Origin of the sequence: Flavobacterium lipolyticum, from assembly GCF_020905335.1 — a bacterium.
Lineage (GTDB): Bacteria > Bacteroidota > Bacteroidia > Flavobacteriales > Flavobacteriaceae > Flavobacterium > Flavobacterium lipolyticum.
In genome coordinates, this window is sequence record NZ_JAJJMN010000002.1 from 1 (window position 1) to 26,420 (window position 26,420).

General features: G+C 36.3%; 11 protein-coding genes. 5 read left to right on the forward strand and 6 right to left on the reverse strand.

Going from position 1 to position 26,420, the window contains the following annotated elements; genetic code table 11:
* The 3 genes from LNQ34_RS17165 to LNQ34_RS17175 all read left to right on the forward strand — a co-directional run.
* The coding region (locus LNQ34_RS17165) for a MupA/Atu3671 family FMN-dependent luciferase-like monooxygenase (RefSeq protein WP_230000596.1) at nt 1-4,578 on the forward strand (4,578 nt) is incomplete at its 5' end.
* Nucleotides 4,579-4,660: 82 nt separating this feature from the next.
* Nucleotides 4,661-5,617, forward strand: coding sequence for a TauD/TfdA family dioxygenase (locus LNQ34_RS17170; protein ID WP_202703863.1), 957 nt, complete (start codon nt 4,661-4,663; stop codon nt 5,615-5,617).
* Nucleotides 5,618-5,804: 187 nt separating this feature from the next.
* Nucleotides 5,805-7,436: an MBL fold metallo-hydrolase gene (locus LNQ34_RS17175; RefSeq protein WP_202703862.1), complete on the forward strand. Its 1,632-nt coding sequence runs from the start codon at nt 5,805-5,807 to the stop codon at nt 7,434-7,436.
* A gap of 187 nt (nt 7,437-7,623) precedes the next feature.
* Here LNQ34_RS17175 and LNQ34_RS17180 read toward each other — a convergent pair whose 3' ends face one another.
* The 6 genes from LNQ34_RS17180 to LNQ34_RS17205 form a co-directional block, all read right to left on the reverse strand.
* Complete coding sequence (locus LNQ34_RS17180) at nt 7,624-8,277, reverse strand: YceI family protein (protein WP_230000597.1); 654 nt, start codon at nt 8,275-8,277, stop codon at nt 7,624-7,626.
* A 97-nt stretch (nt 8,278-8,374) separates the two neighbouring features.
* On the reverse strand, nt 8,375-9,400 hold the full coding sequence (locus tag LNQ34_RS17185) for an LLM class flavin-dependent oxidoreductase (RefSeq protein WP_202703860.1): 1,026 nt from the start codon (nt 9,398-9,400) through the stop codon (nt 8,375-8,377).
* Nucleotides 9,401-9,576: 176 nt separating this feature from the next.
* The gene (locus LNQ34_RS17190) at nt 9,577-9,960 is read right to left on the reverse strand and encodes a hypothetical protein (RefSeq protein ID WP_230000598.1); all 384 of its coding nucleotides are present in this window, start codon (nt 9,958-9,960) and stop codon (nt 9,577-9,579) included.
* 7 nt (nt 9,961-9,967) lie between these two features.
* The gene (locus tag LNQ34_RS17195) at nt 9,968-12,328 is read right to left on the reverse strand and encodes a penicillin acylase family protein (RefSeq protein ID WP_230000599.1); all 2,361 of its coding nucleotides are present in this window, start codon (nt 12,326-12,328) and stop codon (nt 9,968-9,970) included.
* The gene (locus LNQ34_RS17200) at nt 12,321-12,962 is read right to left on the reverse strand and encodes a 4'-phosphopantetheinyl transferase family protein (protein WP_202703857.1); all 642 of its coding nucleotides are present in this window, start codon (nt 12,960-12,962) and stop codon (nt 12,321-12,323) included. The genes LNQ34_RS17195 and LNQ34_RS17200 overlap by 8 nt, the downstream gene beginning before the upstream one ends.
* Complete coding sequence (locus LNQ34_RS17205) at nt 12,955-13,656, reverse strand: thioesterase II family protein (RefSeq protein WP_202703856.1); 702 nt, start codon at nt 13,654-13,656, stop codon at nt 12,955-12,957. Before LNQ34_RS17205 ends, LNQ34_RS17200 begins: the two co-directional genes overlap by 8 nt.
* 1,145 nt (nt 13,657-14,801) lie before the next feature.
* Between LNQ34_RS17205 and LNQ34_RS17210 the strand changes: the two genes are divergently transcribed.
* The gene (locus LNQ34_RS17210) at nt 14,802-23,192 is read left to right on the forward strand and encodes a non-ribosomal peptide synthetase (protein WP_230000600.1); all 8,391 of its coding nucleotides are present in this window, start codon (nt 14,802-14,804) and stop codon (nt 23,190-23,192) included.
* A 141-nt stretch (nt 23,193-23,333) separates the two neighbouring features.
* Entirely contained in the window at nt 23,334-26,417 is a 3,084-nt protein-coding gene (locus LNQ34_RS17215) for a type I polyketide synthase (RefSeq protein ID WP_230000601.1), read from the forward strand.
* The last annotated feature ends 3 nt before the right edge of the window (nt 26,418-26,420 follow it).

Sequence of the window (26,420 nt, forward strand, 5' to 3'; positions counted from 1 at the left end):
GCACTTGTACCTGAGATTACCTTTAATTATTTGGGTGATTTTGGTGTAAATGTATCCAATGAGGAAGATTCCTTGTTTGAATATGCCTCAGAGCATATGGGATCAGATACTTCTAAAGAGAATAAAATGCATGCAATTCTGGATGTATCGGGGATGCTGGTAAAGGGGGAACTGGGTATATCGATCCGTTATTCAGGTTTGAGGTATGATGCGGCAACGATTAAAAACCTGGCGGGATCTTACAAGAAACATCTGGAGTTTTTAATCGCAGCATTGGCTAAAAGCAAAGAGCAGCATCTGACGCCATCGGATTTAACTTTCCAAGGATTGAGCGGGGCAGAGCTCTTAGAGCTTAACGCAGATAATACACTTGAAGATGTCTATGAGTTATCCCCTCTTCAGGAAGGCATCTACTACCACTGGCTGGCAGAAGATTCCGGTTCGCTTTATTTTGAGCAGACCTCCTACAGGGTTCGTGCCAAAGTGTTGGATATAGAAAAGTTAAAAGGAGCTTATGATGATTTAACAGCCAGACATGCTGTTTTACGCAGTAGTTTTAGTACTGAATATGCAGGGAGATCTTTGCAGATTGTAAGGAAAGAGGTAGCGAGTAATTTTACTTATCAGAAACTTGACGGTTCGGCAGACCAAGATTTGCAAGTAGCACTGATCAAACAACAGGACAGGGAAAGAGGTTTTGATTTGGGCAGTGGTTCTCAGATGCGTTTGCAGGTTGTTGATCTGTCGCAAGGGGAGTATGAGTTTATCTGGAGTCATCATCATATCCTGATGGACGGTTGGTGTGTAAGTGTGCTTATCAATGACTTTAATGAACTGTTGAGTGCCGCAATAAAAGGCAGTACAGCTGATCTGTCACCGGTAATACCTTATTCCAATTATATCAATTGGTTGAAAACCATAGACAGAGAACATTCACTGGGTCACTGGAAGGAGTACCTTAAAGGTTATGCAGAACCGGCAGAGATTCCTTTTAAGACAAGAGCTGTAGACACTACTTATGTCGAATACAGTGAACGCCTTGAAATAGGGGGAGCTGTGTTTAAGCAAGTAGACACACTTTGCACCACTTTAGGCATTACCCACAATACTTTTATGCAAGGTGTTTGGGGCTATTTATTGTCACGCTATAACAACACGAGTGATGTGGTGTTTGGGGCTGTGGTATCAGGTCGCCCGGCCGATTTAGCAGGAGTTGAAGATATGATCGGACTGTTTATCAATACTATTCCGGTCAGAGTAAAGTATGATGTTGATACTACGGCTGCTGACCTGTTAAAAATGCTGCAAGAGCAATCGATACAAGGTACATCACATCATTATATGAACCTGTCGGAGGTTCAGTCTCAGAGTGAACCGGGCATGGATCTGATCAATCATATTATGATATTTGAGAACTATGCAGTAAAGGAACTGGAAAACGAAGGCGTATTCAATAGCCGGGAAGAAGAAGCACTTTCGATAGAAGCAAAGGAAGTTTTTGAACGAACCAATTATGATTTTAATATTATAGTTGTTACATCCGCTTTTTCATTAGAATTAGATATCAGATACAATAGCAATCGTTATGATACAGCATCGCTGAGACAGTTGGTAAATCATATTGATACCGTAATCACGGCGTTTGCACAAAACGCGGATCAGTCTTTAACAGCATTGGATTATGTATCGGAAGAAGAGAAACACAAACTGCTGTTCACCTTCAACGATACAGCGGTAGCGTATCCGAAGGACAAGACGATTGTAGATTTAATTGAAGAACAGGTTGCAAAGACACCGGATGATATAGCCATAGTCTTTGAAGATACAGAACTGACCTACAGGGAACTCAATGAGAGATCCAATCAACTGGCGCATTACCTGATAGCTAATTACAGCATTCAGCCGGATGATCTGATAGGGATACAATTGGAGCGAAGTGAGTGGATGATTGTGGCGATACTGGGCGTATTAAAATCAGGAGGAGCTTATGTTCCTATCGATCTGGAATACCCTCAGGAAAGAGTTCAGGCAATTGTTGAAGATAGTAAATGTAAAATTCTACTGGATTTAGAAGAATTATTGAGGTTCCAAGAATTTCAGGAAAAGTATTCAGTAAACCAAATAATAACAGCTACCCAATCATACAATCTTGCTTATGTAATATACACATCTGGCTCTACAGGAAATCCTAAAGGAGTAATGGTAGAGCATCATAATGTCACTAATTTTTTTACTGGAATAACAAATATTTTTGGAGAAGAGAAAGGGGTCTTTTTATCTATGACCAATTTTACATTTGACATATCTGTATTGGAACTTTTATGGACACTGAGTAAGGGATACAAAGTTGTTATACAAGGAGACATCAGGCAGATTAATGATGAAACGAATAACAGTAAGCCACTAGATTTTAGCCTGTTTTATTTTGGCAATTACGAAAATGGAGAAGACAAGTATAAGTTGTTGATGAATGGAGCTAAATATGCAGACGAAAATGATTATTTGGCAGTTTGGACCCCTGAGCGCCATTTTAATGAATTTGGAGGATTATATCCAAATCCTGGTTTAATGGCTGCAGCACTGTCTTCTGTTACTAAAAAAGTTTGTATTAGAGCTGGAAGTGTTGTACTCCCACTTCACCATCCAATTAAAGTTGCTGAAGATTGGTCTGTTATTGATAACCTGAGTAATGGACGTGTGGGAGTAGCATTTGCTTCAGGATGGCATACAGATGATTTTGTGTTAACACCCGATAATTATGAAAAACGCCATAAAGTAATGTATGAATCAATTGATACATTGCGAAAATTGTGGAAAGGAGAAAGTGTAACATTTGAAAACGGAATTGGAAATTTAAAAGAGACAAAAATATTTCCCAAGCCTGTACAAGACGAATTACCTCTTTGGATTACTTCAGCCGGGAATAAGGAAACATTTATTTCAGCAGGAAAGATCGGTGCTAATATCTTAACACATTTATTAGGAAATTCCATGGAAGATCTTGCAGAGAAGATTGCAGCATACCGAGAAGCTTATGCGGAAAATGGATATGATGTCAAGAAATCGAAAGTAACTATAATGCTGCACACCTATATTGATACGGAAGCGAATATTGAGATAAATGCTCGTCAACCATTTATTGACTATATAAAAAGCTCTGCAGAACTGATTCGAAATTTAATTCCTGATCTCGATCAAAATACAGAAATAAATCGATTCTCTGAAGATGATTTAGATGATTTATATGAATACGCATATAAAAGATTTATTTCTACCTCAAGTATGGTTGGAACAAAGGAAAAATGCTTTAAAATGCTACAAAAGTTAAGTGTTATTGGGGTAGATGAAATTGCTTCATTAATTGATTTTGGAGTTGATTATGATTCGACTATGCAAAGTTTGAAACGATTAACGGAACTTAAAGATAGCTATAATAATTCACAGAATAATTATTCGGTTTATTCGCAAATTAAGAAACACAAGGTAACGCATTTACAGATTACCCCTTCTATGGGAACATTGTTGAATCAGCATTTTTCAGAAAATGAAGGTTGGAGTTCAATTACGAATATCCTTTTGGGAGGAGAACCAGCTACTGCTTCATTAGTAAATGATATTTATCAAAAATTACCCAATGCGAAACTATATAATATGTACGGTCCAACAGAAACAACAATATGGTCCACTGTAAAACCATTGGAGAAAAACACTCAAAAAATTGAGATTGGTGAGCCGATTGCAAATACCAGAATCTATATTTTGGATGATAATCGTAAGCTGGTTGCAGCAGGTGTTCAAGGAGAGATATATATTGGAGGCAAAGGAGTTTCACGTGGATATACAAGTAAAGCGCTAACCGATCTGAGTTTTATTGAAAACCCTTTTATAGGCGAAGATCGTTTATATCGAACCGGAGATTTTGGGTTCTGGTTAAACAATGGCGCTCTCTATTGTTCCGGTCGTAAGGATCAACAGGTCAAGATTCGGGGATATCGTATAGAGCTTGGAGAAATAGAGAATGCTCTGTTAAAAAATGAATTAATAAAGGAGGCCGTAGTTATATCCAAAGAGAATATATCAGGAGAAAAACAGTTGGTAGCCTACATTACTTCCAAAAAAGAACAGAACGTAGGTGAATTGAGGTTGCTTTTAAAAGAGTTTCTACCGAATTTTATGATTCCAAATCATTTTGTTCAATTGGAAGAATTACCTCTCAATGTTAATGGTAAAATTGACAAGAAATTATTGCCGGCTCCTGAAGGATTGGGATTAGCAAGTGGCGTAGAATATGTAGCTCCGCGTAATGAGACAGAAAGAAAGTTGGTAGAAATTTGGGAAGAAGTATTGCAAAGAGAAAATATTGCGATAAACGAGGACTTTTTTGCTTTAGGTGGTCACAGCTTAACAGCAATACAGCTAATCATCAGGATTGAGAAAAATTTTGGAGTTAAAATTAATATTAGAAATCTGCTCTCTAAACCTACAATTGATAGTCTGTCTGAAGAAATAAGTACTTTAAAATGGATAAAGGAAAGAAGCGGAGTAGTACTTGTTGAAGGAGACGAATTAATAATATAGAGTCAGTTGAAATTGTTCAGCCTTTTATCAATGACTCAGTATAAAATTAAAGACATAAATATATATTAAATAAAATGATGCTATGAATTTAGATGATATTAAAATTATTTCAGGAAAAAAGATGTTGCTGGAGATAGATACCAGTTATAATAATCCCTTGATATGGGCAGAAGAAAATAAAAAGGATGTTGAAAATTTTTTATCAACCAGCGGAGCACTACTGATACGTGGCTTAAATATAAATGGCAGCATTGAATTCGGACAGGTACTAAAAAGTCTGTTTGGTGAGGAATTAGTTAATTATACTTATAGATCTACTCCAAGAACGGAAGTCAATAACAATGTTTATACTGCAACAGAATATCATGCTTCAGAAATAATCCCTCAGCATAATGAAAATGCCTATTCTAATGCATGGCCTATGAGAATAGGTTTTGTTTGTATGGTTCCGGCTGCTAAGATGGGGAATACCCCTATTTCAGACAGTCGTGTTGCCTATAATGAGATCCCTAAAGAAATTCGGGAAGAATTTGAACGGAAAAAAATTATGTATGTTCGAAACTACTCAGATATGGATTTGCCTTGGCAAGAAGTATTTCAAACTGACACAAAAGCAGAGGTTGAAAAATTTTGTAAAGACAATCGTATTGATTATCAGTGGACTGCTAATGGTTTGAGAACAAAGCAAGTCAACCAGGCATCCATATTACACCCTGTTACAAATGAAAAATTGTGGTTTAATCAGGCCCATTTGTTCCACTTGAGTAGTCTGGATATAGAACTGCAAGAAGGTTTGATTGAGCTATTGGGAGAAGAGAATATCCCCAGGAACACATTTTTTGGAGATGGAACTCCTATAGATGTAGAGGCTCTCACTGTAATCCGTGATGTCTACGAAAGGACAAAGTTTACATTCGACTGGAAAAAGCAAGATCTACTCTTGCTTGATAATATGTTATATACCCATGGTCGTGAACCGTATGAAGGAACAAGACAGGTACTCGTTGGTATGGCTAAAAAGTACAGTCCCATTATCTGATCTAATAAAGGTTAATTTAGAGCGGCACATGAATAGTCACGTTAAAGTTTCGTGCTATTTTTGTTGCTACTCTTACTTTCTCTTTACGGGGAAGAAAAATTTTTGTTGCTAAAAACAACAAAAAAATCTGACGAGTTGTCAAAAAATAGTATAAATTGAATTCAAATAAAATTAAACCAAAATTGTAATGGAGGCTACTCAAAACAAGTATTATTTAAAACCGAATGTGGCGCTTGAAGCGTTGTTTGACCGATGGTATGCATGGTCGCATTTAATTTCCCCAGCTACAGCGGCAATGAATGTAAAGGACAGGCATTTAAAAATCATGGATTCTTATGTTAAAAATCCAAAGATTCATGCAGCAGCTGTTAAGAAACCTGAAATGTTGGGAGGACCTTTTATTGATTATGATGGTAAAAGGGTGGATGAAATAAAAGATTTAGCAGATCAAATAAGAGATAAAAGAGCGCATCTGTTGAATCTGGCAGATGCAGTGAATGAGTTGAATGAACTTTTGCAAGTACACGCAAAAGGATATTCTCTTACGCCTTTATACGAAAAGGTTCCTGAGATTTTAAAAGGTTATGTTGAATTATACTATGATTTAAATGACCAGCCAAATTTTAGATTTTTCGAAGCACTACTGTATAGGAGTGAATTCTATGATGATTCGGCCCAAACAATTGCGCTGCAGTTGGTAGAATCTGATACGCAGAGAAGTTTTGTACTGAGTACTCCCAGACTCGATGATGAAATAACTATTCATGCAGAAATTCCTTTTAGTCATTCTGTTATAGATCAGTTGTTCAAAATGAAAAGAACTCCCGGGGATTATGCTGAAATCAAGAAAATTTTGCAAATAAAAGAGGGACAAGAAGAGTTATTTGATAGCTTTTTTACTTTAGAAGCTCCTAAACAATATGAACAGTATACGGGGAACGGAATCAGAACAAGATATTTTGGCCATGCCTGTGTACTAGTGGAGACAAACGAGATTTCACTTTTGGTTGATCCTGTGGTTAGCTATGATGGTTATGAAAACGATGTACCCCGTTTTACGACGGAACATCTCCCGGACGAAATCGATTATGTTTTAATCACTCATAATCATCAGGATCATGTTTTGTTTGAAACTTTACTTCAACTAAGACACAGGATAAAGAACATAGTAGTTCCCTCTTCAGGAAAAGGAAATTTACAGGATCCAAACTTGAAATTGATGTTCAAGAATATAGGATTTGATAATGTGATAGAATTGGATGACATGGAGTCCGTAGAGTTGGATAAATGTGTAATTACCGGGCTTCCTTTTTTAGGAGAACACTGTGACCTAGATGTAAGATCTAAGTTGTGTGTTCATGTTAATTTGCATAATAAATACAAAGTATTATTTGCGGCAGATTCTCAAAATATAGAGCCAAAATTATATGAAAGAGTACATAACATAATGGGTGATGTCGATGTGTTGTTCTTAGGAATGGAATGTGATGGCGCTCCATTGTCTTGGTTGTATGGACCACTTTTACCTAAAAAAGCAGATCGCGACAAAGATCAATCCAGAAGATTGGCCGGTAGCGATTGTAATGAAGGAATGTTTATTGTAAATCAATTCAATCCAAAAGATGTCTTTGTTTATGCAATGGGGCTTGAACCTTGGTTAGAATTTATCAGTTCTATTAAATATACTAACGAATCAAGACCAATAGTTGAATCCAATCTTTTAATTGAAAAGTGCAGGGCCATTGGGATAACTGCGGAGCGCTTGTTTGGTGAAAAAACTATTGAATATTTTGAACTGCCGGAGCTTGTCAATAATTAAAAAAGCTAGTAAGTAAGTTCTACTTGTTCCTCCGATTTTTTATTTTAAAAGATCGGAGGGAGAAGTATTTATCGCCCATTTTAATAGCACTGAGCCACAAAATGCGGGATTAATTGTTAGCTTTTACATGGGAGTAAACAGAAGCATTTTTTGCAGCTGTTTATCTTGTGTAAATTAGGAATGGGATTTAATTTTTTGCGATAATATTTACAGTGAATTCAATAGAATCCGACATCGTTTGATCAGGTAAAAGATCAAAGAATTTCCCTGATTTATAGCGGACATTCCATTTTGTCCGGTCAATGACCAACTTGCCATTCATCTGGACAATTCCGTCTTTAATTTCAATTTTAGCCGGAAAAGAGACAGGATTTGTAATACCTTTTATCGTTAGGTTTCCTGTAACATTTTTATTCTTACCATTTATTGATGTAACCTTGATTGCTGTAATGGTAGAAGTGGGAAATTTTTGAACATCAAAAAAATCAGACGATTTTAAATGTTCAACAAGTTCATTATCACTTTTATGTCTTTTATCTGCAATTGTATTCATGTCTATTTCAGCGGTACCATCTATAAGCTGACCGTTTTTGATTATCAGTTCTCCTTCTGATATAGAGACGTATCCTGTATTGGTGTCAGAACCAATTAACATAGAGCCTTTCCATGTTACAACACTTTTTTTGGTATCAATACTATATTCTTCATTCGCACCATGCTCTGAGGAAAAAGTGCTTGCTCCCGCATTGTCTATGTTTTCTTCTTTTATAGGTCCACGGCAACCTAAGAACAAAGGAATAATAATTAAAATTAAGTAAGTGATTGATGCCTTAGGGTTCATAACTATAGAAATTATATTGATTAATAATAATTGACAAAAAAATAAACTAACTATACCTTAATATTTGCTGGTCAATACTGCTAGGATAAAACCAGACTTAATAGATTACAGGGGACTCCTGTTTTACTATCGGAATAACTTTGTTTCCAATTACCTCAATGCATTGTAATAGTTTTTCGTGGGGTAGCGAGGCATAATCCAATTGAAAACAAAATCTGGATATCCCGCCAAGTGCTTCTGATAAATGGAGAATTTTTGCTGCAACCTCTTCTGGATTTCCTACCAATAAGGCACTTCCCGTTGATTTCAAATCGATTTCAAATCGAGAAAGACTCTTTGGTAAACCATGCATTTTACTCATAGAATTAGACCAACCAGGATAGAAATCTTTAATTGCTTCCTCTGTGGTATTCGCGACATATCCCATAGAGTGTAATCCAACTTTTAATTGATCTTTACTAAAACCGGCATCCTCTCCGGCTTCGCGGTAGAGCTCCACTAAAGGAATTATCTGGTCTATTTGACCATCAATGATAGCCACCATTAAGGGTAGGCCAAGCTCTCCTGCACGAATAAAAGAGGCTGGTGTTCGCAAAGCAGCATGCCATATTGGTAGAGAAGCTTGTAAGGGGCGCGGGTAGACACTTACATTGTCTAAAGAAGGTCGAAATTTACCCGACCAGGTAATGGTATCATTGTCTCGAATTTTAAGCAAAAGTTCAAGTTTTTCTGTAAACAATTCTGCAGAATCCTTGATATTTAGTCCAAATAATGGAAATGCATCAAGAGAAGCTCCTCGACCAGCGATAATTTCGGCACGTCCTTTTGATACTAGATCCAGTGTTGCAAACTCTTGAAACAATCGAACAGGATCAACCGTACTTAATCCGGTTACTGCACTTGTAATCCGTATTCTATTGGTAATCGATGCCGCCGCCGCCATCAATACTACAGGTGCTGAATCCAGCTTGTCTTTACCATGGTGTTCACCAATTCCGTATAAATCAAAGCCTAGCTCGTCTGCAAACTTTATTCGCTCAAGTAAGTTTTCAATTGCTCGTTCATCTCTTTCCACAATTGTCCCTCCGCCAGACGAAACAAAAGTGTCAATTCCAATTTCCATAAATGTGATTTTAGATATTATTTTAAACCATTATCAATTAAAAAAGTAAATCTCCTGCATTTTCAATAGAAACGATCCATTGAAGGTGAAAGGGTACTTGGATTTTGGCGTGATGTGTTTTATGGAAGAAAGCGTTTTTCCATCACAAAAGCAGCCAGTACGATAAACGTTATTCATCATTCGGATTTTGTGAGTTGCAATTCAAGAACCTCTCTTCCGTTTCTAAATAGATATCCGGAGTACACTCCCAATCCCGTTAAAACACCTCCAATAAGACCTATTATGAGATGCAATAAATAAATATGTAATGACATGAGTTTAGCCACAGACGACATTATTTCACCTTCATAAATGATCTCGAAATAGATAGTTGATAAAAACCACGCCATAAAACCCGATATAAAGCCCCATACAAAAGAGGAAATATTCCATTTTTTAAAGGGGAGTGTTGCCCCTAATACAAACATTGGCACCGAAAAACTCCACCAAGGAAAGAAATCTAACATCCCCATGAAGATTAAAACACTAAATAGTATTGCGAAGGTTATTAATTTTTTCATTATTAATTTATTTTAAAGACCATTTATACTTTGCTTCTGCATTTCCTTCGATTAAATTACCGAAGAATTTGAGTTCATAATACTGACCATTTCTCCAGGTGTCAACGAAGTGATCGTATTCATCCGATGACGGATTTCCTGATTGTCCTCCGGCATAAACAGCATATCCTTTAGGTCTTTTTTTCATTTCCACAATCATTCTTAAAGAAGGCCCCCATCTTTTAGAAATGGCATTTAATGCTTGTGGATGTCCTCCTTGTGGTAAGCCCTTCTTGCTGAAATATTCAATATTGGACAAATGCATGATATCTATTTTATTTGTATTTCCCCAGTTCGAACGTTTGGTGGTATCATTCAGCATTTGATTAAATGAAAGAGCAATAATATCAGAAGCTGTTTCTGTTTTTTCGGTCGAAAGCAGATCGAAATATTTATTATTTGGATCGTTAGAAATCATATCTAGTAATACCAAATCATCAGGAACCAGTTTAGTCATCTTATATCGGAGTAATTCATCCCATGTATTATTTTTAATCTTAGTCCACCAAAGCTCAAATAATGGTGCCAGGTTAGAATCTTTATCATACTTGCAATTCCAAAGAGAAAATTCTTTTAAATATTTGTTTTTACCTGAAGGCATTCTTTTTAATAAAACAGGAATCGCTAACTCTGCCAGACTGTTCGTATTATCCAGTTGCATTGATTTCATGTCTTCGACAGACAGTTTTTCTTTGGCTGACAAATAGGAGTCAATTTTATTGGCTCTTAATTCCAGATAGTGGCCATAAATTAGGGGTGAGTTACTGATCTTATAAGGATTATTGTTTGCTGAAAACACATAGCCCTGATCTGGATTGTAAGAATAAGGTAACTTGTCTAATACCGCTGTAGAAAACTGATCCGATCTGGTTCCGTCCATGACAAACTTACCTTGATTCTTCCATTTTTTTGCAAGAATTTTTCCTTGATGGTGAATCGAGATATTCCCTTCAACATCGGCATAAGTGAAATTTTGCGAAGGGCATTTGTAATATTGAATGGCGCTCTTAAATTGCGTATATTTTGTTGCTTTGTTCAGCTTGATAAGAGCTAAAATTTCATTAGAAGGATCTTGCAAGGTCCAATTTAAAGCATAGCCTTCTAGCTCCGGCTCTCCCTCGCGAAAATCAGAAGGTATAGGTCCATGTTTGGTGTAGTAAACGGTGTCTAAAAATGGTTTATCACCTCTAATTTTGATTTCTTCGACAACACTGTCCGTTTTTACCCATTTACCATCATACTTGTAATAAGAATAGTTGTCTTTAACCTCCAGTTTGTAATAATCACGTACATCATCAGAACCATTTGTTAATCCCCAGGAAATTTTTTCATTAAATCCTATTACCACCCCCGGAACCCCCGGTATTGAATACCCGTAGACATTTTGTTCATTCGACTTTAATTGTAGTTCATACCAAACTGCCGGAAACGAAAGGTTTAGGTGTGGGTCATTGCACAACATGGCGAATCCCGATTTGCTTTTTTTAGGCCCAACGGCCCAACTATTACTCCCTAAATTGGGATTGTAAGCACTTGAGGATATTTGTGAAGCCGACGCAAGAAATGAATAATCAATATATTCATTCTCCGGCAGGGAGTCAAAAATTCGCTGAATAGCAAACTTTTCTTTAGTTTTCTTTAAATAGTAATCCGGAAACAGCTTATTGTATTCTTTTGATCCAAGAATCATCTGTAAGTAAGAAGCCGAAACATCTTCTTCGAAGCCCGATAAATTGGCTGACATATACTTCATGATTAAAACAGATTTTAAATTGGTCCATGGCTCCGGAGAATAATCCATAAGTTTATATTCAATAGGTAGATCAGCATATGACAAACTGTTGATCCAAGCATTTACGCCGGCCGTATAACTGTCTAGTGCTCTTTTTGTTTCCTGGTCCTTTTCGATGTGTTTTAAGGTGTTTATAGCCGAAGTAAGGATTCCGTCTCTTCTTGTTTTTCGGTCGTGGACAAAGAATTCTTTCCCCAAAATTTCACACATTCTTCCGGCAGACACATAGGACAAAAAATCCATTTGCCATAACCGATCAGATGCGCAAACATAACCTTGTGCAAAAAACATATCCTTTTGATTGGCTGCAAATATGTGAGGAACAGCTCTGTCATCGAAAATTATTTCAGTTTTCTGGCTGACTTTGATACTTATGTCTTTATTGCTGTTAGAAGTCTGTTCATTTTGAACAGCACCTATAAACGGATTTAGAAAAGTACCCAGCGGAGGTACCATATAAACTTTTCGATCCAACACTACTACTAGCATTATCAAAGCAACTAACGGAAAAAGAAATTTTACGGATATTTTATTCATTATAAAAGAGGGTTGGATCTAATTCTAGTTTATTAATTTGAATATTTGGTATTTGAGAACATAGTGCTAATTTATAATTTGCCGCAATCGATAGCGATGTTGTAAACCATTTGTTTTCAAAACCTATTGATGGTTCCAGACAGTTTTCATGATGTAAGCCTTCTACAATTCCAATTCCTTTTGCTTTTAAATAAGCTTCCTTGCGGGTCCACACAGTAAAGAAGGCGTCACTGGAATCATTAGCGTCAAGAATGAATTCTTTCTCCTGAACATGAAGATAGTCTAATACAGTAGAGATATCAAAATCGGAGCATTTTTCAATGTCTATTCCAATTTCTTTATCTGAAAATGCTACAGTTACAAAGCTACCGGAATGAGAAATATTAAATTTTTTTCCTCCGGAATAAAAAGGCTTTCCTCCGGGAGATATTTGCCAATTTGACCAAGAAAATGTTCTGTTTGAAACTTCAAAATATTTCTTCACCATTAATTTACTATACAATTTTAATCGCCTATCTTGATGATTTTGAAATCGCATAATTTCTTTGTGCATGTTATTTGGAAGTGACTTAAGCATACTCTCCATGTCAATTTGACTAACGTTTACAGTGTCAAGATACCAGAGATCAATCATCTAGATTTGTTATGATTCGTACTAATTCTGCCGGGTGATCGTGTATGAAAAAATGATTACCTTCAAGTAAATGGGACTTTAATGCAATAGAGGTGAAATGTCTCCAGTTTTCAATATCTTTTGCTGTTTCTTCTTCATCTCCCATTACCGCAACAATAGGTGTATTTACTTTAAAATTGGAGTCTAAGCGAGGGCTTTTTTCTAATATTTCAAAGTCAGACCTCATGATGGGGGAGAAAAAATTGAATAGTTCCTCGTTCTCCAATACTTCGGTGGGAACACCGCCTAAACTGATTAGTTCTTCTTTTAATTCCTTGTCACTTATTGTAGAACGACATCTGTCTTCATCGCCTGTTCCCGGACCGGCATTTCCTGCTACAATGAGTTTTTTTGGGGAATCACCCAGTTCTTCCATTTTTTTGGTTACCATAAGTCCCAATTGTGCCCCCATGCTATGACCAAAAATGATATAAGGTTTATCATTTCTCAATGAATTAATTTGATGTAGTAAGTCGTCAACTGCTTCTGATTGAGTAGATAATAAGTTTTCCTTAATTCTTTTTCCCCGGCCTGGTAATTCTAACAGATGGAAATCAAAATTTATGGGTAAAAAGGGTTTTAAAAAATTGAATGAATTGGAACTACCACCAGCAAAGTGCAATAAAAAAACTTGCATATTTTTTTTAAATATCATTTTATATTTTTTAATAGAATAGAAAGAGCCGCCATGGTCAATCTGTTATCATCGATTTTATATAATTTCATTATTAATCGATAAAATCCAAAAAACAAATCAAATGTACCTGCTGGTGTCACCCAGTATCGGTGTTCTATTTTGTTTTTTCAGCAAACCAATAACGATAGGATCGAAGAGTATACAATTAAACCAGTCGGATGAACACTTGTTATATACTCTTACATTGTCATAAGACTTTATTTTTTTATAAAGTTTTACGCACTTATAAGGATATCATTAAGGTACAATGTTACAATTATTCAAATTAAAAACAAAATTTAAATCTAAGTATATAGGTAATTTGTGAAAGTTTTTTTTGTAAGGGTAAAATGTTTCAGGAGATGCTTCTCGGGGACAAAAGTCAATAGGCAGACCCTGCATCGTGACAAATAGTAATGTGGCTTAGTATTTCTTTTCGTTGTAAGGTTGAAGATTGGTATTGTCCAATTAAAAATGCTATTGTGCCGATAACTTTAGACCTTAAAAAAATCATTTTTGCCTGATCACGCGACGAATTTCAGTGGGGTTAAATATTGTTGTTTTTTCTAATAGCAAGGCATAAGGTAGGTTGGAGATATTTTACATATGGATTGGGATAGTTAATCAAATACTACCTATATATAGTTGCTGCATGTAAAAATATTATTATTAAAAAATTTGTTGTTTTTCACTTTGCTTTTATCTAACTTAGCCACAGTCTATCAAATTTAATTTCTTGAAAAGAAAAAATAGATATACAATTGAATAGGGTTTTTGTAGTACTCCAGGTTTTAATAGAGCATAGTGTTAATGCAGTTGCACAGGAGTTTTTAGATAGTATTATCTAAGTGCAAGACCTTATTTATAGACAAAAGAACTTTTGCAAAAAGCAATAGAAGTCGAAATTTACGAATTGTAATTGAAATAATGGATTCCGACTTATTCTATGGTATTGTTTAATAAAATGATACCTATTTAAAGGCTCTTCATATTTGGTGAAAACAAAAAATAGGAAGAAAGTAAATAAGAAGCCCTGTAGTAGAACTATTTGCGTTTCTATGAGTTTTAAAAACCTTAAGTAAAATAAAGTATAGGACCGGAATTGCACAAAATTAATAAGAACTATGTTATATGATTCCGAAGTACTTTCATTATTGACTAAATTAAAGGCAAAGCAGATCGCAATAGCTCTGGATGATACTTTTGAAAATTTGAGAGTCAGAGGTGATTTGAAAAAATTAACGCCTGAAGAGAAACAAGCACTAGTTGATAATAAAGCTGAAATTATTCTTTTGTTAAAAGATAGTCTGTCGGGAATTCAAACTATTGAAGCTGCAAAAGTACAATCTTCTTACCCAATTTCTGATGCCCAACGTAGAATCTGGATATTAAGTCAATTCAAAGATGGGTCTGTTGCGTACAATATGCCTACGCATATTCATTTGAATAAGGACCTTAATATAAGTTACTTTAAGCAGGCTATAGAGGCTACCTTAGAGCGGCATGAAATGCTTCGAACGGTTTTTAGAGAAAATGAAGAAGGTGAAATTAGGCAGTGGATATTAAGCAGGGAGGATTTAGATTTTGAAATAGGTTATCGAGATTATCGGGAAGAGGAGTTTAAGCATGAGAAAGTCTTAAGTTTTATTGGTACGGATTCCTATAAGGCATTTGACCTGAAAAACGGACCTTTATTACGGGCTGCTCTGCTTCAGACAGCTGATAATGAATACGTATTCTATTTCAACCTGCACCATATTATTAGTGATGGCTGGTCAATGAAAATTCTCTATAGCGATGTGTTTTTCTATTATGAAAAATACATGGAAGGAAACAATCAAAATTTGCCTTCTTTGAAGATTCAGTATAAGGATTATGCTTGTTGGCAGTTAGACCAGATTGAGAATGATTCATTTAAAGTTTATAAAAAATATTGGTTAGATAAATTATCCGGTAAACTGGGAATCTTGGATTTACCAGGTGTCAACGTGCGGCCTAATGTGAAAACTCACAAAGGAAGAACAGTTGCTACTTACTTAGATAAAGATTTAACAAACAGATTTAAGAATTATGCATTGCAAAGATCAGGAACTCTGTTTATGAGCCTTGTATCAGTGCTGAAAGCTTTTTTGCGCAGGGAAACGGCTCAGGATGATCTTATTGTAGGAACCCCTGTTGCGGGAAGAAATTTACTGGAATTGGAAAACCAAATCGGGTTTTATGTAAATACGCTAGTATTAAGAACCCGGATAGATGAAAAAGATAATTTAGAAGATATTTTTCGAAACGCAAAGCATACCATATTAGATGCTTATGCCCATCAAGCCTATCCTTTTGATCGCTTAGTGGAAGATATAGGACAAAGTAGACAAACTAGTAGAAGTGCTATATTTGATATTTTGGTGGTGCTACAGAATACGGATGAAAAAATGAAGGAGATATCAATCTCTGAATCCAACATTGATGATATAGTTGAGATTAGAACAGGGACGAGTATCTACGATATTAAATTTGAGTTTCAGGAGAACGAGGATTATATCGCATTTTTAATTGAGTACAATCAGGATCTCTACAAGCCTGCAATAATAGAGAGGTTTATAAAACATTTTAAAACGTTTTCGAGCTTAGCCTTAACAAACCCTGCTCAGGAGATCGGATCTCTGGATTATCTGTCGGTTCAGGAAAAAGCAGAGTTGAAGTTGCTTGACAAACAAGTTTTTACAGCTGTTTCTAATACTACGATTGTAAGTCAGTTTCATGAACAGGTTAAAAGGAATAGTTTAAAAACAGCGTTGCGATGTGGTAATGAAAGTTATAGCTACGAGGAGTTAAATCGATGCGCAAATCAGGTTGCTCATTTTTTGCTGGAAGAAGCTGCTATCAAAAAGGAAGAAAAGATAGGATTAGTATTAAATAATGGATTCTACAGCATCGCTTCCAGGTTAGGAGTGTTAAAAGCTGGAGGATCCTACTTAGTTTTAATGCCGACAGCCCACGAAAACCATTTAGCATCGATGATTTCTGATTTTGAAATCCAAACATTAATCATTGAGAAGGAATTTATAGAACAGTCAAATAGGCTTCAATGGAGCTCAGCTACTCTGAAAAATTATTTATGTGTAGACAGCAATGATGTAAAAGCGGAGAAGGAGTATCGTGATAATATAATGATGAGCCAAGAACTTTGGGACCATGTGGGGAGAAGGGCTGATGATCAAATAACAAGTGGGGGATGGATAAGTAGTTATACAGGAGAAGCCATTTCGGATATAGAGATGGAGGAATATTCCATGAACGCCTATAATAAGCTCAGGAATAGTCTTCATTCTGACATGAGAGTACTGGAAATAGGATGTTCTTCCGGAATAACCTTAAGTAAGATTGCTCCTGAAGTTGCCCTGTATTACGGAACAGATTTATCTCCGATTATTCTCTCCGGAACTGAAAAAATGATTGCTGAGAACGGAATTAAAAATGTGAAATTAAAGCAACTGGTAGCGCATGAAATAGGAGAGCTGGAAGAGAAGGACTTTGATCTCATCATTATAAATAGTGTAATCCAAAATTTTCACGGGCATAATTATTTTCTTAAGGTGATAAAGGAAGGAGTTAAGTTGCTTAAAGAAGATGGAAAAATCTTTATTGGTGATATTATGGACATCAATAAGAAGTCTGAAATGCTAGAGGACTTGCATCAATTTAAACAAGATAACAAGGATAAAGGCTATACTACGAAGACTGATTTTTCGTCAGATTTTTTTGTGTCGAAAGGATATTTTGAGGACCTTATTATAACCGAAAAGAACATCGTAGAGGTGTCTGTTAGTGATAAGATAAGAACAATAGAGAATGAATTGACTAAATATCGTTATGATGTCATCTTGCAAATTGATAAGAGGCAGGTAAAAATAGTAACGGAAGAAGAAAATATTCAACAAAGAAAAATAAAAAGACAATATGACAGGACGGATCTGGTAGTAAGATCTGAAGTAAACCCGGAGATACAGGTTTCAGCAGACCAGGTAGCGACCATCATTAGTAATTTTGATACTGTCGACGAGCAAAAATCCTTGCTCATTCGTCATAGTGATGTAGTAGGGTTATTTAAAATGGATAGCACCTTATTTGACTATGGAAGTAGTAACAAATGGGCAACTTTCCTTCAAAGAACCCCTTCGATATTGGAAATTTATGGGACGCTATTGTTTGGATCTGAGCTTGTCTTGGTTCCGGAATTGCTTCAGCATAATGAATCATTATTAGAGTTTCTGGAAAAAGAAAGCGTAACACATCTGAGTGTAGAAGCCTCTGCTGTTTCTAATTTATTATTGGCGAAAGAGTTGTATAATAAAGATTTAGAAATCTGCAGTTTGATTGTGGATGATGAAGTAGTAACAGACGATAAATTTCAGGAATCTATCACGAATTCAGCATTTAGAATAATCAATAAGCGCGAAATAACAAATGATTCATTTCCGACTTTTGATTGGATTTTCACAAAAGAAGAAGAGCACGAACTATTGTTCACTTTCAACGATACAGCAGTAGCCTATCCGAAGGACAAGACAATTGTAGACTTGTTTGAAGAACAGGCTGCAAAGACACCGGATAACATCGCCATAGTCTTTGAAGATACAGAACTGACTTACAGGGAGCTTAATGAGCGATCCAATCAGTTGGCGCATTACCTAATAGAAAATTACAACATTCAGCCGGATGATCTGATAGGGATACAATTGGAGCGAAGTGAGTGGATGATTGTGTCGATACTGGGTGTGTTAAAATCGGGAGGAGCTTATGTTCCTATTGATCCGCAATACCCTCAGGAAAGAATAGACTATATTAAAGAAGATACTCAGTGTAAGGTTTGCCTGGATGAGCAAGAGTTAAGCAAGTTCAAAGAAAATCAGGAGCGTTATGCTAAAGATGCAGAGACTCGCAGGTCTCAACCGGAGAACCTGATTTATGTGATCTACACCTCAGGTTCGACAGGGAATCCAAAAGGAGTAATGCTCGAACATAGCGGTCTGGTAAACAGAATGCTTTGGATGAAACGTGACTTAGAAGTGAAAGAGGCAGATGTGTTTTTACAGAAAACACCTGTAACGTTTGACGTTTCGGTTTGGGAGTTATTCCTCCCATTGGTTTGTGGCAGTAAGCTTGTTTTTGCAAAACCGGAAGGGCATAAAGACCCGGTCTACTTAGAGGAGCTATTAGAATCACAAAAAATAAGTATTATTCACTTTGTTCCTTCGATGTTGAGTGCAGCGTTGGACACTATAAAGTGGGATAAACTGGAATGTTTGCAGCATGTAATATGCAGTGGAGAAGCTTTATCAAAAAGAATCGAATCATCCTTTAAAGCAAAGGCTCCTTTTTCGAGCTTGCATAATTATTATGGACCAACGGAAGCTTCGATAGATGTCACCGCAATAAACTTAAGCCAACACCCAACTGTGGGTCATGAAGTTTTGATAGGCAAGCCTGTTGACAATACACAGATTTACATCGTAAATGAAAAGAATTCGCTTCAGCCGGTTGGGGTTTTAGGCGAGATTCTGATTGGAGGAGATCAGGTAGCACGAGGTTATTTAAATAAGGAAGCGTTAAGTCAGGAGAAGTTTATAACAAATCCTTTTAGAGCAGGAGAGCGTTTGTACAAAACAGGCGATTTGGGTCGTTGGCTACCCGATGGCAACATTGAGTTCATAGGGAGAAAAGACGATCAGGTAAAAATAAGAGGACACAGGATAGAACTTGGAGAGATAGAACATGCTTTAGTAAAACATGAAGATGTAAACCAGGCAGTTGTTTTAGCCAGAGAGAACGAGTCAGCAGAGAAAGAACTTGTGGCGTATATCGTTTCTAATATTGAGCAGAACGCAAGTGATTTACGAACTTATTTAAAACAGTCGTTGCCGGAATATATGCTTCCGACGTACTTTGTTCAACTCGAGGCCATCCCATTAACAGCCAGTGGTAAAATAGACAAAAAAGCATTACCGAATCCTGAGGGTGCGGGACTATCAAGTGGTGTTGCCTATGTAGCGCCACGAAATGAGCTGGAAGAGAGACTGGTAAATATTTGGGAAGAAGTACTGGAAAGAGAAAATATTGGGATCAATGATGACTTTTTTGCATTGGGAGGCCATAGCTTAAAAGCAGTTCGTCTGAGCAATGAGTATCAAAAGAAAATAGCAGTTAATTTATCGTTAGAAGAATTATTTGCGCACACCAGCGTAGCTTCTCATGTGGCTCTGATAGCATCTTCAAAAAGAGAAGAATTCATTAAAATTAAAACAATAACTCCTCAGTCGGATTATGCGCTCTCAGATGCTCAAAGAAGACTATGGATTGTGAGTCAATCTGAAAAAGGATCGATAGCCTATAATATGCCTGATAGTATTAATCTAACGGGAGACTTCAATATCGAAATTCTTACCAAAGCGATAAAGGCAACAATTGACCGTCATGAATCTTTAAGAACGATCTTTAGAAAAAATGAGTCGGGTGAGATAAGACAATGGGTGCTTAACAGAGAAGAATTAGATTTTGAAGTAAAATATCAAGATTTCAGAAGTGATTTGGCTGGCCTGGAAAAAGCAGCAGCGTTTATAAATGAGGATTCATTTAAGCCCTTTGATTTGGAAAATGGCCCTTTATTTAGAGCTAATTTTATGAAAGTCACAGAGGATAGTTGTATTCTTTATTTCAATATGCATCATATCATTAGTGATGGCTGGTCAATGGGGGTATTGACTAAAGATGTCCTGACTTACTACGATGCATTTATCGGAAACAAAAAGCCGGAATTAATTCCGCTGAAAATTCAGTACAAGGATTATTCAGCCTGGCAGTTAGCGCAATTGAACGAGGTGTCTTTTCAAGCACATAAGACATTCTGGCTGAACAGACTCTCAGGAGAATTACCATTACTGGATCTGCCAAGTACAAAGCAAAGACCAAAAGTTAAAACCAACAACGGTCATTGTCTCCAAGCCTATATTAATGCAAATCTTACTGATAAATTAAGAAAATATTCGGAAAAGAATGGAGGAAGTTTATATATAGGGTTGTTGGCCTCTTGGAATATTCTAATGTACCATTACACCAACCAGAGAGATATAATAATCGGATCTTCTGTTGCCAGTAGAAATCACCCTGATCTTGAAGGTCAAATAGGTTTCTATTCTAACACGCTGGCACTTAGAACGCAGATTGAACCGGAAGAAAGTTTTCATGATTTTTTTAGGTCTGTAACAGATTCAACATTAAAGAGCCTTAACCATCAAATGTATCCTTTTATCAGGTTGGTAGAAGATTTAAATTTTCATGGTGATCCCGGTAGAAATGCCATTTTTGATGTTATGTTATTTCTTCAGAATAATGGTGAAAAAGTTAATAGAAATGAACTAAAAGAAACGGAAGTAGAGGCCATTACAGACAAAGGGCATCGCGTATCTAAATTTGATATAAACGTTGCACTTCAGGAAGTAAATGATTGTGTATCCCTGGATGTGACATTTAATCCCGATGTCTACGACAAAGACATGATAGAGGGGGTAATAAAACATTACAAACAATTATTAAATGCGCTATTAGAAACCCCTGAAGAAAAGATTTCACAAATAGAATATTTGTCTCACCAGGAAAAGTATGATCTTCTTCATTTTAATGCTGCAGAGGATTTACACTATCCCGAGAACAAAACAATTATAGCATTGTTTGAGGAACAGGTGTCAAAAACGCCGAATAATATAGCACTCGTATTTAGAAATAAAAAGTTCACTTATAACGAACTGGATAAATTATCAAACCAGTTGGCACATTATCTGGTTGAAAATTATAAGATCAAGCCTGATAATTTAATAGGGGTGATGCTCAACAGAAACGAATGGTCTATTGTTTCAATTCTGGGTATTTTAAAAGCAGGTGCAGCTTATGTTCCGATCGATGCTCAGGACCCTTCTGGCAGAAAAGATTTTATAATTAATGATGCCTCACTAGTATTATTAATCACAGAAGTTAATTTTATTCATGATATTGATTATTATGAAGGAGATATTTTTGCAATTGATGTAGAATTTGACCCGGAAAACTATGCTTCGGATAGGCTTTCTGTAGTGCCTGAAGCGGATAATCTGGCTTATGTGATCTATACTTCAGGTTCAACAGGGAAACCAAAAGGAGTAATGATTACTTCAAGAGCAGTTGTAGATTATGCTTTTGGGGTATTAGATAAAACTAACATTAGCACATGTAAGTCATTTGGGCTCGTTTCTACAATTTCAGCCGATTTGGGTAATACAGTTATTTTTACTTCATTACTAATAGGTGCAGCACTTCACGTTATTGTCAAAGAGGATATCATCGATGCACATAAAATGCGGGAATTTGATTTGGATTGTATTAAGATGACTCCTTCACACTGGAAAGCATTGCAAACCAGTGAGGACGTTTTTATGCCTAATAAATGTTTGATTCTGGGTGGGGAACCATTTTCAGAAGAAATAATAAAATATATAAAACGCAGTGTTAGTACTTGTGAGGTATACAATCACTATGGGCCAACCGAAACTACGATAGGTAAATTAATAAACAAAGTTGATAAGAGTCAAAATGTAGCTAGAGTCGCTTTAGGAAGACCCATTGGAAACAATAAGGTCTATATTTTAGATGCCAATCAACAACTTCGTCCTGTTGGTTTACCGGGTGAAATCTGTATTAGCGGAGTAGGTTTGGCTAAGGGATACTTAAATCAAAAAGAATTAACCAAGGAAAAGTTTGTCAATAATCCTTTTGTTGTCGGAGAACTTTTATACAGAACTGGAGATTTAGGAAAATGGCTGCCAAATGGAGAGATAGAGTTTATCGGAAGGATAGATGAGCAAGTAAAAATACGAGGATATAGGATAGAATTGGAAGAGATTAAACTTGCACTACTAAAATTGGATGTTATAGAAGATGCCGTTTTGATAGTCAGGGAAAATCAAAACAATGAAAACGAACTTGTGGCCTATATGGTCACCAAATCAGAGCAAAATGGGAATGATCTGAGAGCCCGTTTAAGAAAAACTCTCCCCGAATATATGCTTCCGGCCTACTTTGTAGTACTTCAGAGTATTCCGTTGACACTAAACGGTAAAGTAGACAAAGATTCCTTACCAGATCCACTAATAGCAGGTATTGATAATGGTGTAGAATATATTGCTCCCCGAAACGAAGTAGAAAGGAAAATTATTGAAATTATTGCAGACATTTTAGGAAAAAATAAAAGTCAGATAAGTGTTCATGATAACTTTTTTGATCTTGGAATCAGTTCATTGGGATTAATGAAATTATATGTTTTTATTCATAAAGAATTGAATTCAAATCTTCAGGCGGTTTCTGTATTTGAATTTACCTCGGTTAGCACATTAGCGGCATATTTAATCAATGGAGTACAATCCAACGTTGCCGTGTTGGCAAAGAGTAGTATTGCTTCTGAAATGGATGATATGATTGATTTGATTTGATTTACAGTCATCAAGTCATTTCAAAGAAGGATTTAGACATCACCATACGAAGACTCTACTATGTCTCAGTTACGAAGTAAGTAGTTTGAAGTTTTTGTATTTTGAGATGTAATTTTATTTCAATAAAGCCTGAATAATAATATGAATAATAGATCTATAAAAAAGGATATCGCGATAATCGGTATGTCGGGACTATTCCCGAAGTCAAAAAGTATAATGGACTTTTGGAAGAATCTGGTAGACGGTAAGGAGTTAATCCAATTTCATGAAGATGAAGACCTGGAAAAGGCAGGAGTAGACCGGGATCTTATCCGTAATCCGAAATATGTAAAGGGTAGTTGTTTAATAGAGGAGCCCGGAAGTTTCGATTTTTCTTTTTTTGGATACACAAAAGAAGAAGCGGCTTTGATGGATCCACAAACCAGAATCCTACACGAACAGGCTTGGAAAAGTTTAGAAGATGCAGGATATAATCCTCATAATTATTCTCAGAAAATAGGGAGTTTTTTTAGTGCAAGTGATAATATAAATTGGAGGAATTATGTATCTCTTTCCACCACATTAAATGTAAACCCTTTTTTCATTAAGCATATATCAAATGTTAACTCTGTAAGCAGATTAATTTCTTACTCCCTAAATTTAAAAGGTCCAAGTTACTTTGTTGACACAGCGTGTTCAAGTTCATTAGTGGCAGTTCATATTGCTTGTCGAAGTTTGTTAATGAAAGAATGCACCATGGCAATAGCAGGCGGGGTAAGTATTGGATCAAATACAGCTGTTGGCTATTTGTATGAGGAAGGTTCTATTCTGTCTAAGGATGGTCATTGTAAAGCATTCGATCAGGATTCTTCGGGTACAGTACAAGGAGAGGGTGCAGGGGTTGTGGTTTTAAAAAGACTGGCAGATGCCTTAACTGACAGAGATCATATTTATGGCGTAATCCGATCCACTTCTGTCAACAATGACGGTAGCTTGAAGGTAGGTTATGTAGCTCCAAGTATTATCGGACAATATGAATGTATTGATACCGCCTTAAAAATTGCTGAGGTTGATCACAAAGCTATTTCGTATATCGAAGCGCATGGAACTGGTACTAAATTAGGTGATGCGATAGAGATAGAAGCGTTGAATAGAGCTTTTAATTATGATACATCACATCAATGCAGCATAGGATCTCTAAAGACTAATTTTGGACATATGGATGCTGCTGCAGGAGTTAGCGGATTAATTAAAACAGCACTGTCTTTAGAAAAAAAAATGTTGCCGGCCTCTTTGCATTTCAAGACATCAAATCCGGATATTAAATTTAAATCAGGACCATTTTCCGTCAATGACAAGTTAACGGAATGGGAGAGCGATAAGCCTCGATTAGCGGGCGTAAGTAGCTTTGGTATTGGGGGTACGAATGCACATGCAATTCTGGAAGAACCGCCTTTATCACAATTGGCAAGCGTTCCTACAGTATATCAACTTTTCCCATTTTCTGCTAAAACAAGATCTTCTTTAGAAAGTTATGGTCATTCTTTGAAAGATTTTTTAAGGGAAAATCAAAAAGTGAATATGGCAGATTTAGCCTATACACTTAAAACGGGAAGATATAGCCATAAGTTTCGAAATTTCATTATTGGAAAGGACTCTAAGGAGGCCATTGCACAATTAGAGGAGTTAGATTTTCGCCAGACTTTCAACGATAGTAAGCAGAAAGAAATCGTATTGATGTTTTCCGGTCAGGGAAGCCAGTATTACGGAATGGGGAAACAATTGTATTTGCAGTATCCTGATTTTAAATTAATTATAGACGAAGGTTTAAGGATTTTAAATGACGAAACAGGAGTCGACTATAAAGGTATCCTGGGGTACCATGAAGAAAGTGGTTCAGAAAGAGATAAGATAAATGACACCTGTTATACGCAACCGCTGCTATTTCTGTTGGAATACGGTTTTGCTAGTTTTTTGCTGAAGTTAGGGGTTAAGCCATCACAAATGATAGGCCATAGCCTTGGTGAATATGTAGCTGCCTGTATTAGTGAAGTTTTTACTTTTGAAGAGGGGATTAGACTAGTGGTTAGACGGGCGCAGTTAATGAGTGAAGTAGAACGCGGTGCTATGTTGAGCGTTCCGCTTTCGGCTAAAGAAGCTATTGAGATGAGTCCGCCGGATATCGCTATCGCTGCAATTAATACAGAGAATTCCTGTGTTATTTCGGGGAGTTCTGCAAGTATTAAGACAGTTGAAGATTTACTTTCTGCTAAAGGAATAACATTTTCGAGACTTAGAACCTATTACGCCTTTCACAGTGCGATGATGGATCCAATTTTAGAGGCCTACGAAAGGGAACTGAAAAAAGTAAACTTTTCATATCCTAAATATTCATTCATCTCCTGCACTACCGGGGAACCGATTAAAAAAGAAGAAGCAGTTTCTCCTAAGTACTGGGTAAAACATTTGCGGGAAACCGTCAATTTTTCTAAAGGGTTAGATTTTTTATTGAAAGAAGGCAATTCCATTTTTATTGAGATTGGATCTGAAAATACCTTATTGGACTTTTTACGACATAATACAAATTTTTATTCCGGTTTAGTTTTGGCTTCCGTACTCAAACATCCGACAGCCACAAAAGATGATTCTTATTATTTATTAAAAGCATTAGGGACTTTGTGGAGAAGTGGAGTACCTGTTAATTGGGATGAATATTATTCCGGTCAATCAAGAAATAAAGTTTCAGCGCCGACTTATTCATTTGATAAAATAGTTTTTCCAGCCAGAGTGAATCCAATGCAAATACTGATCAACTTGTATACCTCTGGTTCGATAGATAAGCTGAATAATGGAGAGGTTATTTCGCAAGTTGGCCGGGCTTTAGAATCGGATAAGGAAGCGTCAGAGATGTTTTTAGAAAACTTAGAAAGACCGGATATAGAAACTTTGTATGCTGAAGCCAAAACAGAAATAGAAAAAGAATTAGCAGAACTATGGAAATCTTCCTTTGGATATGATAAGATAGGTGTAAATGATGACTTTTTTGAGCTGGGAGGAGATTCATTGAAGGCAATCACATTACTGAAAAGAGTTCACAAATCCTTTGATATTGAGATTACCGTGGGCGATTTTTTTGAAAATAGTAGCATAAGAAAACTTGCGAGAGAGATTGATTTAGCATTAGAAGTTAAAGAATTAAATAAAGCTGAGAACAAATCGGCGACGTCCAACCAAATACGATTGTAATTT

Bases quoted from the DNA above. Each gene is read 5' to 3' on its own strand.
- LNQ34_RS17170 (WP_202703863.1), top strand. From the start codon at position 4,661: ATGAATTTAGATGATATTAAAATTATTTCAGGAAAAAAGATGTTGCTG.
- LNQ34_RS17175 (WP_202703862.1), top strand. From the start codon at position 5,805: ATGGAGGCTACTCAAAACAAGTATTATTTAAAACCGAATGTGGCGCTT.
- LNQ34_RS17180 (WP_230000597.1), bottom strand. From the start codon at position 8,277: ATGAACCCTAAGGCATCAATCACTTACTTAATTTTAATTATTATTCCT.
- LNQ34_RS17185 (WP_202703860.1), bottom strand. From the start codon at position 9,400: ATGGAAATTGGAATTGACACTTTTGTTTCGTCTGGCGGAGGGACAATT.
- LNQ34_RS17190 (WP_230000598.1), bottom strand. From the start codon at position 9,960: ATGAAAAAATTAATAACCTTCGCAATACTATTTAGTGTTTTAATCTTC.
- LNQ34_RS17195 (WP_230000599.1), bottom strand. From the start codon at position 12,328: ATGAATAAAATATCCGTAAAATTTCTTTTTCCGTTAGTTGCTTTGATA.
- LNQ34_RS17200 (WP_202703857.1), bottom strand. From the start codon at position 12,962: ATGATTGATCTCTGGTATCTTGACACTGTAAACGTTAGTCAAATTGAC.
- LNQ34_RS17205 (WP_202703856.1), bottom strand. From the start codon at position 13,656: ATGATATTTAAAAAAAATATGCAAGTTTTTTTATTGCACTTTGCTGGT.
- LNQ34_RS17210 (WP_230000600.1), top strand. From the start codon at position 14,802: ATGTTATATGATTCCGAAGTACTTTCATTATTGACTAAATTAAAGGCA.
- LNQ34_RS17215 (WP_230000601.1), top strand. From the start codon at position 23,334: ATGAATAATAGATCTATAAAAAAGGATATCGCGATAATCGGTATGTCG.